General features: G+C 69.7%; 7 protein-coding genes and 1 tRNA gene. All 8 read right to left on the reverse strand.

Annotation, left to right across the window (positions count from 1 at the left end):
* Positions 1-72: 72 nt before the first annotated feature.
* Positions 73-147: transfer RNA gene (locus tag AC1D2E_RS05205), tRNA-Arg, on the reverse strand.
* A gap of 133 nt (positions 148-280) precedes the next feature.
* On the reverse strand, positions 281-4,354 hold the full coding sequence (locus AC1D2E_RS05210) for a translocation/assembly module TamB domain-containing protein (protein ID WP_478196424.1): 4,074 nt from the start codon (positions 4,352-4,354) through the stop codon (positions 281-283).
* Entirely contained in the window at positions 4,355-6,238 is a 1,884-nt protein-coding gene (locus AC1D2E_RS05215) for an autotransporter assembly complex protein TamA (RefSeq protein ID WP_478196425.1), read from the reverse strand. It abuts the gene before it with no gap.
* Between the two features lie 63 nt (positions 6,239-6,301).
* A complete protein-coding gene (locus AC1D2E_RS05220) occupies positions 6,302-7,213 on the reverse strand; it encodes a 2OG-Fe(II) oxygenase (protein WP_478196426.1) in 912 nt (303 codons plus the stop codon).
* 112 nt (positions 7,214-7,325) lie between these two features.
* Complete coding sequence (locus tag AC1D2E_RS05225) at positions 7,326-8,513, reverse strand: vWA domain-containing protein (RefSeq protein ID WP_286525477.1); 1,188 nt, start codon at positions 8,511-8,513, stop codon at positions 7,326-7,328.
* A 6-nt stretch (positions 8,514-8,519) separates the two neighbouring features.
* Complete coding sequence (locus AC1D2E_RS05230; protein ID WP_478196427.1) at positions 8,520-9,131, reverse strand: GNAT family N-acetyltransferase; 612 nt, start codon at positions 9,129-9,131, stop codon at positions 8,520-8,522.
* Between the two features lie 2 nt (positions 9,132-9,133).
* Positions 9,134-9,412 (reverse strand): hypothetical protein, encoded by a 279-nt coding sequence (locus AC1D2E_RS05235; protein WP_478196428.1) that lies wholly within the window; start codon positions 9,410-9,412, stop codon positions 9,134-9,136.
* 61 nt (positions 9,413-9,473) lie between these two features.
* Positions 9,474-9,892, reverse strand: a 419-nt coding sequence (locus AC1D2E_RS05240) for an AAA family ATPase (RefSeq protein WP_478196429.1), incomplete at its 5' end; no start/stop codon positions are given.

Genomic DNA, 9,892 nt, shown 5'->3' on the forward strand with positions numbered 1-9,892 from the left:
CCTTCGTCACAGCAGGAGCCGACATTGAAGCACTCGAGCGCTTGTGGGGCAACCGTCAATTGCCGCGGTCGCTGGTGCCCTCGACAGGAATCGAACCTGTATCTGAGTCTTAGGAGGACCCCGTTCTATCCATTGAACTACGAGGACGAGTGCGCCCCGAACTTTACCATTCGGCTCCGCCGTCTCCGCTGGCCGGCGCCGCCAGGCCCGCTGGTGTTGCCCCCGGCAGGGGGTGGGCGCCCGGACATGAAGTGCCGGGCAACCTGGGGGCGAGCAACATCTAGTCGAATTGGACGGTGTAGATCAGGTCGATCGCGCTCTGCTGCCCCGCCTGCGCCCGCAGCGTCAGCCGCCGCGTCAGGTCGTAGAAGATGAAGAAGGTGCCCAGCGTGCCGCCCAGGCTGCGCTCGTAGGTGATGTAGAAATCCCGCGCGACGCGTTTGCCGACCGTGACCGCGGAGTCACGCACGTCGCCGCCGCTGCCCGGGCCCTTGAAGCCGATCTCGTCGAGGCCGAAGCGGCTCGCCAGCCCGCCTCCGCCGCTGCCGCCGAGGCCGCCGAGCAGCGCCAGCGCGGCCTGCTGCAGCAGCACCGACTCGCTGCCGCTGGTGGCCGACGCCCGCCCCAGCACCAGCCAGGTCAGGGTTTCCTGGTCCGACAGCTGCGGTTCCGAATAGAGGCGCACGCGCGGCGACTGCGCGGTGCCGGTGATGGCGACGCCGGCGCGCTGCGAGATGTTCGGCCGGATCGCCAGGATGTCGAGCTGCGGGTTGTCGAAGGGGCCGTTGAAGCGTGCGATGCCGGTCTCGATGTTGAGCGCCTGGCCGTAGGCGCGGTACTGCCCGGCGACGGTGCGGACCTCGCCCGTGATGCGCGGCGGGGCGCTCAGGCTGGCGCTGCGGATGTCGAGCTTGCCCGCCAGCCGGGTCGTGATGCCGCGCCCCTGCACCGCGAAATCGGTGCCGAGGTCGAAGCTCACCGCGATGTCCGGCGGCTTCGCGGTCTCCGCCCGGGCGATGTCGGTCTGGTTCTCGGCCGCCCGGCGCTTCGCCTCTTCGGCGGCTTCGCGGTCGATCGCCGCCGAGCGCACCACGACGTCGCTGCCCAGGCCGGGCGCGGTCTCGTCGGGCAGGATGATGACCGCGCGGTCGGTCTTGATGTCGCCGCGCAGCGTGAACTGTCCGCCGGCGAGCCGGGCTTGCAGGTCGCCCGACAGCGTGACCTGCCGATCGGCACGCACCAGCACCCGCAGCGCGCGCAGCTGGGCCTGGACCGACATCCGGATGCCGCTGCCGGCCCCGGCGGCCGGCGCGGCGCCCCAGGCCAGCTCGCCGCGCGCCGACAGCGTGCCGCCGTCGCGCGCGGCCTCGCTGGCCGCGGTACTGAGGTTGCCGCTCTGGCCCGGGATGCGGGTCTGCGCGCCGGCACCGCCCTTCAGCGTGAATTCGGTGATCTCGACCCGGTTGCCGGCGAGCGTGGCCCGCAAGCGGCCATCGCGCAGGTCGAGCCCCTCGACCAGGGCCCGCAGGGCCAGCTGGTCGGCGTTCAGGGTGCCGTTCCAGCGCGGGTCGCCACGGTTGCCGGCCAGGGTGGCGTCGGCCTCCAGCGTGCCGGCCATGCGCCAGCCCGGCGGCGCCAGCATCGACCAGACGCCCAGGTTCGGCATCCGCGCGGTGATGCGGCCCGCCAGGGGTGCGTCTTCGGCCCATTGCCAGCCGCCCTGGCGCTGCTGCACCCGCGTGCTGGCCGCGACCCGGATCTCGCCGGCCCGTTCGCTGTCCCAGGCCAGGTTGGCGCGCACGGTGTCGCCCTCGGCGTCGAGCGTGAGCTCGGCGCGGCGCAGGCCGGCCGGCGTGCTGGTGCCGGTGCCGGCGGCGGCATCCATGATGCGTTCGCTGGCGGTGCCGGTGCCGTGGCTCTTGATGCGCGTCACCAGCGCGGCCTCGCCGGCCTGCACCCGCAGATCACCGCTTTCGCGCACCAGGCGCGCCTTGGCGCGCAAGGTGTCGCCGGCGTCGATGTCCCACTCGCCGTTGAATATCAGGTCGCCGCTGAAGCCGACCTGCGCCAGCGTGTTGCCGTTGCCCAGCAGTTCCGCCCAGGCCATCGGCAAGTCTTGCAACCGGCCCTTGGACTGCAGCCGGAAGGCGCTCCGCGCCTCGGTGCCCGTGCGGCTGAAGCGCAGCGGCTGCCAGTCGATCTTCACCGTGCCGGGTGCCGGACCCTTGAGCGTCGCCGCCGCCGCGGAGGCTTCGATGTCGAGCCGCGGACTGTCGCCCGGGACCCTGCGCACCTTGGCACTGACGGGACTGCCGAGCGCCAGCACCCATGGCGCGGCGTCGGGCTTCGCTGTGTCGAGCACCTGCACGCGCAAGCTGGCGAGGGCCGCATTCCATTGGTTCGGGCGCTCGATGCCGCCGCTGGCATGCGCATCGAGGCCGATCTTGCGGCCGCCCGCGACGGCTTCGCCCTTCAGGTCCAGCGTGGCCCGGGCGAGGCTGCCGGAAAGGTCGGCGCGAACGCCGTTCAGCTGGATCGCGCTCGAGGGGCCCGGCTCGGACGGCGGCCGTGTCCATTCGAGCTTGGGCACGCTCAGCGTGGCCTGCAGCGTGGGCTCGGCCGCGCCGCGCGGAGCCGGTTCGTTGGCATTCTGCAGCCGGCGCTGGACCGCCTGCCAGCCCCCCTTCCAGCTGGCGTCGAGCCGCACGTTGCCCTGCAGCGTGCTGCCGGCGAAGACGGCGTCGAGTTCGGGCAACCCTTCGATCCAGCGCTGCAATGCCGTCGCATCCTCGACCCGGGCCTGGATCTCGCCGCTGCCCGCGGCCGGTGCCAGGCGGCCGTCGATCAGCGCCGTGGCGCCCGGCACGATCAGGTTCAGCCGGCCGCTGGCGGCCTCGTCGTCGATCCGCAACTGCAGCCGGCCGTCGATGCTGGCGCGATGGGCCTCGATCCGCAGGCTGCGCAGATCGAGGACCTGGTCCTGCCACTGGCCCTTGGCTTGCGCACGCTCCAGACGCAGGCCCTGCAGTTCGCCGCTTGCACCGGCGCCGCCTTGCGCCTGCAGCGCGACGTCGAATTGCAGTGCATCGCCGGCCTGCTCGGCCTGGATGCGGCCGCTGACCGGCGCGCCGTCGAGCCGGGTGTGGAGGGCGCCGGGCTTGACGTTTCGCACCGTGGCGTTGACCTTCCAGGGCGCCGGCGCCGGGCTCCAGCTGCCTTCGGCGTCGATGCGGCCGCCGCCGGCGCGCACGCTGGCTTCAGGCAGGGTCCAGGTGCTGCCGTCGAAGCGGGCGCGGACATCGAGCTGTTCGACCGGCAGCCGGGCTTCGTCCCACGGGCCCGGCTGGGCGTTGCGCACCTGGGCGCTGGCCTGCCAGAGTTGCTCGCCGGCGGTCGCCGCCGGATCCGGGCCGGCCTCGATCTCGCCGCTCAGCAGCGTGGCCGGCGCCTCGGGCCAGAGCCGGGCCAGGTCGATGTTCTGCAGTTCGGCCTTGGCGTCGATCACGGGCTGCGGCGCCCAGGGTGCCAGGTTCGCCTGCAGCTGCGCCTGCATCGGGTTCTCGGCGCCCTCGTCCACCGGATGGAGCTCTGCCGCCACTGCCAGCCGCGCATCGGCGCCGGCCAGCGAGCCTTTCACGCTGGCCTCGGCGCGCACGTCGAGGCTGCGATCCTGCGCCAGCAGCGCGCGCACCCGGCCGTTCAGGGTGGCGCCGATCGCCATCGGGGCCGGCCCCTGCAGGCGCAACGCGGCGCCATAGTGGCCGTCGGCGATGTCGACGCCGGCGATCTCGAGCTGGTGGTGGTCGTCGCCGTAGCGGTAGCTGCCTTCCAGCTTCGTCGCCTGCAGGGCCGGCGGCCCGGCCCAGCGCAGGTCGTCGATCCTGAAAGGCAGTTCCACCTCCACCGGCAGCACGATCTGCGCGAGTGGTTCGAGCGGCTTGCTTTGCGCGCTCGGGCGTGGCTCGATCAGCACCTGCGCCGCATGCACTTCGCCGAGCTGCACCCGGCGCCGAAGCAGCGGCGCCAGCTGCCAGCCGATGCGGGCGTCGTGCACCTCGACCGCCAGGCTCTCGCTTTCCCAGCGCAGCCAGCCGATGTGTCCGCCGGCGCGCAGCGACCCGGTGACGTCGCGGCTTTCCAGCGATTGGCCCGCCGGCAGGTAGCGCGCCGTGCGCGCCAGCGCGAAGGCCAGCGACTGGTCGGAGCCCAGCCACCACCAGGCGCCGGCGCCCAGCATGAGCACCAGCGCGACCAGGCCCGTGACGCTCCACGCCAGGGCCCGCAAGGCGCGCCGCCCGCGCGAGCGCCGCGCCGGTGCGGCGGTCGTGGTGTCGGCCGGGTCTTCGGAAGTCATCTAGAAGGTGAAGCCGAGTCGAAGATGGAAGCGGAATGCGTGGACGGCGATCCCGTAAGCCAGGTCCATCTGCACCGGCCCGATCGGGCTGGCCCAGCGGGCACCGACGCCGACCCCGACCTTCGCCTGCAGGTCGGCGGGCCGGTCGGCCACCGCGCCGGCGTCGACGAAGACGATGCTGTCCCAGGCGGTCAATTGGCCGTCGTAGACGAAAGGGCGCAGCCATTCGATGCTGGCGACGCCGAGGTAGCGGCCGGCGATCACCTGGGTGTCGGGCTTGACCGCGCCGATCGACCGGTAGCCGTAGCCGCGCACCGTGGTGTCGCCGCCGGTGAGGAAATCCAGGGTGGCGGGGATCTGGGCGCGGTCGGCGGCGCTCACCGCGCCGGCCTCGGCGCGCAGCTGGATGCGGGCGTTGCGGCGCTGCGTCCCGTCGGCGTTGCTCACGGTGCCGGCCGGGACGAAGCCCACCCAGCGCACATAGGTGCGCGTGAAGGGCAACTGCTCCCCGGTCAGGGTGTAGCCGGCGGCCAGCTCGAGCGCGACGCCCTGGCCGCGCGTGGGAGCCGCCGCGTTGTCGAAGTAGCGGCCGGTCCAGCCCCAGTTGAGACTCAGCGCCGAGGCCGAAGGCGGCGGGGCGAAGCCGTGGTTCTGCGCGTAGTCGTACTGCAGGAAGTAGCTTCGGTCGATGTGATCGCCCCCCTGGCTGCGGCCGCCGCGCAGGCGCCCGCTGTCGACCGTGAAGCTGCCCGAGACTTCGCTCTTCAGCAGGCCCGAGGCGAAGGAGCGCCAGCCGCTGTCGTCGGGGATCGCGCTCCATTCGGTGCCGAGCGATTGCTTGTCGCGGTCGAGCGAGAGTTTCGACACGGCGCGCCAGCCGAGCAGCGGCATGTCGTTGTGGGAGTGGTCGATCGACAGGCGCGCGCCGCTGTCGGTGGTGAAGCCGACGCCGACCACCACGCGCTGGAGCGGCGCCTCGCGCAGCTGGGCGATCACGGGGGCGGCCAGCGGATCGGACTGGGTGTCCAGCGTCAGGAACACCGAGTCGAAGTAGCCGCTGCTCGCCAGCCGCTGCTGGGCGTCGAGCAGCTGCTGCTGGTCGTAGTCGGCGCCGAAGGGCACGCGCGCCAGCCGGCGCACGTTGTCGGCGGGGTAGCGCTGGCTGCCGTTCACGACCAGTGGCCCGAAGCGGAAGGCGGGACCGGAGGCATAGGTCGCGCTGAGCTTCGCTTCGCTGCGGTCGGCGTCGATCTGGGCCTGGCTGGTGAGCAGGCTGCCGGTCGGGAAGCGCCGGGCCATGAGGGTGCGCAGCGCGGCCGTCTTGGCGTTCTCCCAGGCCTGCTGGCTGAAGGGCTGGCCCGCGCGCAGCGCCCAGCCGGTGCGGATGCCGTCGCGCTGCGACTCGGCGCGGGGGTCCTCCGCGATCGGCCCGCTGAAGTCGATCTGGACATTGCTCACCTGTGTGACCGGGCCGGGGTCGACCGTGATCCGGACCTCCCGCGGCGCCTTGCCGCCGGGCGTATCCCGGAGCTCGAGCGTGAGGGTGGGCGTGAAGTAACCGAGGGTGTTGAGCAGCTCGCGCGCGTTGGCTTCCGCGGCCACCATCAGCCGCGAGATCTCGATCGCGCCGAGATCGTCGACGGCGCGAAAACGCTGGATCTCCAGATGGCGTTCGAGGTATTCGCGCACCTTGTCGGGCGCCTGGATATCGACCGTGAAGGCCTCGCCGGCCGAACGGCCCTCGCTGGCCACGGCGCTGGGGGGCGCGTCCGATTCTGCTGCGTCCTTCTTGGGCAACAGACTGCAGCCTGACAAGAAGAGAACGGCTGCAAACAAAAACGCCGGCGACCACGCCGGCGCATGAGATCGGACCACCCTATGCATGCGGGCATTTTGACAGCATGGGCAGGCCCGTCCGCGGGCGTGCCCGGCATCCCGCCTCGCTGCTCAGCGCCGGATGGTCTTCCTCGCCAGTCCCCAGAGCACCGGCGGGGTGATCATGCGGGCCACCGCCTTGATCTGGTCGATGCGGTGCTTCTGCATGAAGACGGTACCGGCCTCCACGCCATGCTGCCTGCCGGCCGGTTCGCTGGTGTAGAAGTACGCCGCCACCGAACGGCGGGGGCGGCCATCGGGCGCCTGCAGCGGCTGCGTGTGTCCGTGGTAGCTGTTGGGGCCGTGCGGCAGCAGGATGGTGCGGCCGAACTCGGGCTGGACGGTCTCGACGCAGTGCTTCTTGTCCCAGAGTTCCAGCCCCGAACCCCAGTCGGGCTCCCACCCCTTGTTGAGGTAGGTGATGAAGACCATCTCGTTCTTCAGCCCCAGGTGCGGGTGGCGATTGAAGTCCCGGTGTACCGCGAAGGTCGCGCCGGTCCTGGTTTCGTGCAGGCCGCCGCCGAACAGCCTCGGATCCGGCAGCAGGTAGGGGACCCCGATGATCGATGACAGCCAGTCGCCGAACCAGCCCGAATTGATCAGGTCGAAGTAGAGTTGCGTGGCCGGGCCGAGCCGGACGTTGAAGCCGGAGCGCCGAAGCCGCTCGTACTTGCTCTGGACGTCGGCCCAGCTCGTTTTCTCCAGCAGATCGAACTCTTCGACCACCAGATCCAGCAGCGCCGGATGGAAGAGGCCGTCGACGACCACGTGCGGATAGGGCTTGGCGTCGCGCAGTTGCTGCTGAAGGCTCGCACGCGCCTCCGCGCCGAGAAATGCGGGGTTGACGAGCTCGTCCAACGGCAGGCGCACACCCCGGATGCTGAGGAAGTCCCCCGAAGACGCCCGCAGGGGGGCTGGAGAGTCCGGCGGCGACGCTTGCTCGTGAACCGGCGGCTCGAACTCATGCGACAACAGGGCAGACATCGTTCCCTCCAAGAATTGAGGGCTATTATGAATCGTTAAGTGTTAGAGGTAACCGAACGATTCGATCTTTTGTCACATTTTTGGGGCTTTCCGTGCCCGGCAATGACGCTACTTACTTGGACAGCATGCGCATGGCGTCTTCCAGCCCGCGCAGCGTCAGGGGATACATCCGGTGCGACACCAGCTGCTGGATCACCGCGATGCTCTGGCGGTACTGCCAGACGCCCTGGGGTTCGGGGTTGATCCAGGCGAACTTGGGGAAGGCGTGGGTCAGGCGCTGCATCCATTCGGCGCCGGCTTCCTCGTTGTTGTATTCGACGCTGCCGCCCGGCTGCAGGATCTCGTACGGACTCATCGTGGCGTCGCCGACGAAGATCAGCTTGTAGTCCTTGTTGTACTTTCGAATGATGTCCCAGGTGGCGAACTTCTCGGAGAAGCGGCGCCGGTTGTTCTTCCACATGAAGTCGTAGACGCAATTGTGGAAGTAATAGAACTCCAGGTGCTTGAACTCGGTCTTGACGGCCGAGAACAGCTCCTCGACGCGCTGGATATGCTCGTCCATGGTGCCGCCGACGTCCATCAGCAGCAGCACCTTGACGTTGTTGTGGCGCTCGGGCCGCATCTTGATGTCGAGGTAGCCGGCGTTGGCGGCGGTCGAATGGATGGTGTCGTCGAGGTCCAGCTCTTCTTCATGCCCCTCGCGCGCGAATTTGCGCAGACGCCGCAAGGCGATCTTGATGTTGCGGGTGCCGAGTTCCTGGCTGTCGTCGTAGTCCTTGTAGGCCCGCTGGTCCCACACCTTGACCGCGCTCTTGTTCTTGCCCGCGCCGCCGATGCGCACGCCCTGCGGGTTGTAGCCGCCGTGGCCGAAGGGCGAGGTGCCGCCGGTGCCGATCCACTTGTTGCCGCCCTCGTGGCGCTCCTTCTGTTCCTCGAAGCGCTTCTTGAGCGTCTCCATGAGCTCGTCCCAGCCCATCTTCTCGATCTTGGCCTTTTCCTCGGCCGTGAACTCGCGCTCGAGCGTCTTGCGCAGCCAGTCGAGCGGCACTTCCTTGGTGAAGTCGGCCAGCATCTCGACGCCCTTGAAGTAGGCGGCGAAGGCGCGGTCGAACTTGTCGTAGTGCTTCTCGTCCTTCACCAGCGCGGTGCGAGACAGGTAGTAGAAGTCGTCGAGGCCGTAGGCGCCGTCGGAATTGGGGCCGACCACGTCGGCCTGCAGCGCCTCCAGCAGGGTCAGGTATTCCTTGACCGACACCGGCAGCTTGGCCGAACGCAGCGTGTAGAAGAAGTCGATCAGCATGGCGAATCACTCCTGGGAGGAAGGGGCGCGGGGCTTGTCCAGCAGGTAGAGGAGCTGGGCCCGCACCTCGGGCCATTCGCCCGAGCGCAGGCTGTACATCACGGTGTCGCGGATGGTGCCGTCGCGGCGCAGCGCATGGCCGCGGATCACGCCGTCCTTGCGGGCGCCGAGCCGCTCGATCGCGCGCTGCGAGGCGTGGTTGAAGTTGTCGGTGCGCCAGCCCACCACGTGGCAGCCCAGGGCTTCGAAGGCGTGCGTGAGCATCAGCAGCTTGCAGGTGGTGTTGACGTGCGTGCGCTGGCAGCGCCTGGCGTACCACGTGTAGCCGATCTCGACGCGCTTCACGGTCGGCAGGATGTCGTGGAAGCTGGTGCTGCCGAGCACCGTGCCGCTGGCTTCGTCGGTGACTGCGAAGGCGAAGCGGTTGCCGTCCTCGCGCATCTTCAGTGCCGCCTCGATGTAGCTGCGCGTGTTCTCGGGTTCGGGCACCGAGGTGACGCGGAGGTTCCAGAGCTCGCCGTCGGCCGCGGCGGCGCACAGGCCGTCTTCGTGGGACAGCGCCAGCGGCACCAGCGCGATGCCGCGCGACCTCAGCGTGACGGGTTCGACGAATGCCATCCTCAACTCCTCGGGGAACCGTACTTGCGCGTGTACCAGGCACGCGCCAGCTGGGCACCGCCGCCGCCGCCAAGGCCGATCAGCAGGATGCCGAAAATCGCGTTGTGGGTGTAGCCGCCCGGACCGAAGGCATCGAGCCCCAGCGCCAGGCCGAGCCAGCGGCCCAGCAGCGCGCCGGCGACGAACAGCACCGCCTGCGCCACGCCGAGCAGCATCAGCTGGCGCGTGGAATGCTTGGCCCGGCCCGGCGCTGCGCTCACTTCGGCCCCCACGCTCGGCACTGCGTGTCCTCGCTGCCCCCCGAGGGGGCGCGAGCTTGCTTGGGGCGGCCCGGCGCTGCGCTCATCGGTTGTTGCGCTGCATGAACACGAGCTTCTCGAACAAGGTCACGTCCTGCTCGTTCTTGAGCAGTGCGCCGACCAGCGGCGGCACCGCGACCTTGTCGTCCTTGCTCTGCAGCGCCTCCAGCGGGATGTCCTCGGCGACCAGCAGCTTGAGCCAGTCGAGCAGCTCGGAAGTCGAAGGCTTCTTCTTGAGGCCGGGCAGGTTGCGGACGTCGTAGAAGGTCTTCATGGCGGCCGTCAGCAGCTCTTGCTTGAGGCCGGGGAAGTGCACCGCGACGATGCTCTTCATCGTGTCGGCGTCGGGGAACTTGATGTAGTGGAAGAAGCAGCGGCGCAAAAATGCGTCGGGCAGCTCTTTTTCGTTGTTGGAGGTGATGAACACCAGCGGCCGGTGCTTGGCCTTGATGAGCTCACGTG

It is taken from the genome of Variovorax sp. P1_H2 (assembly GCF_056405295.1).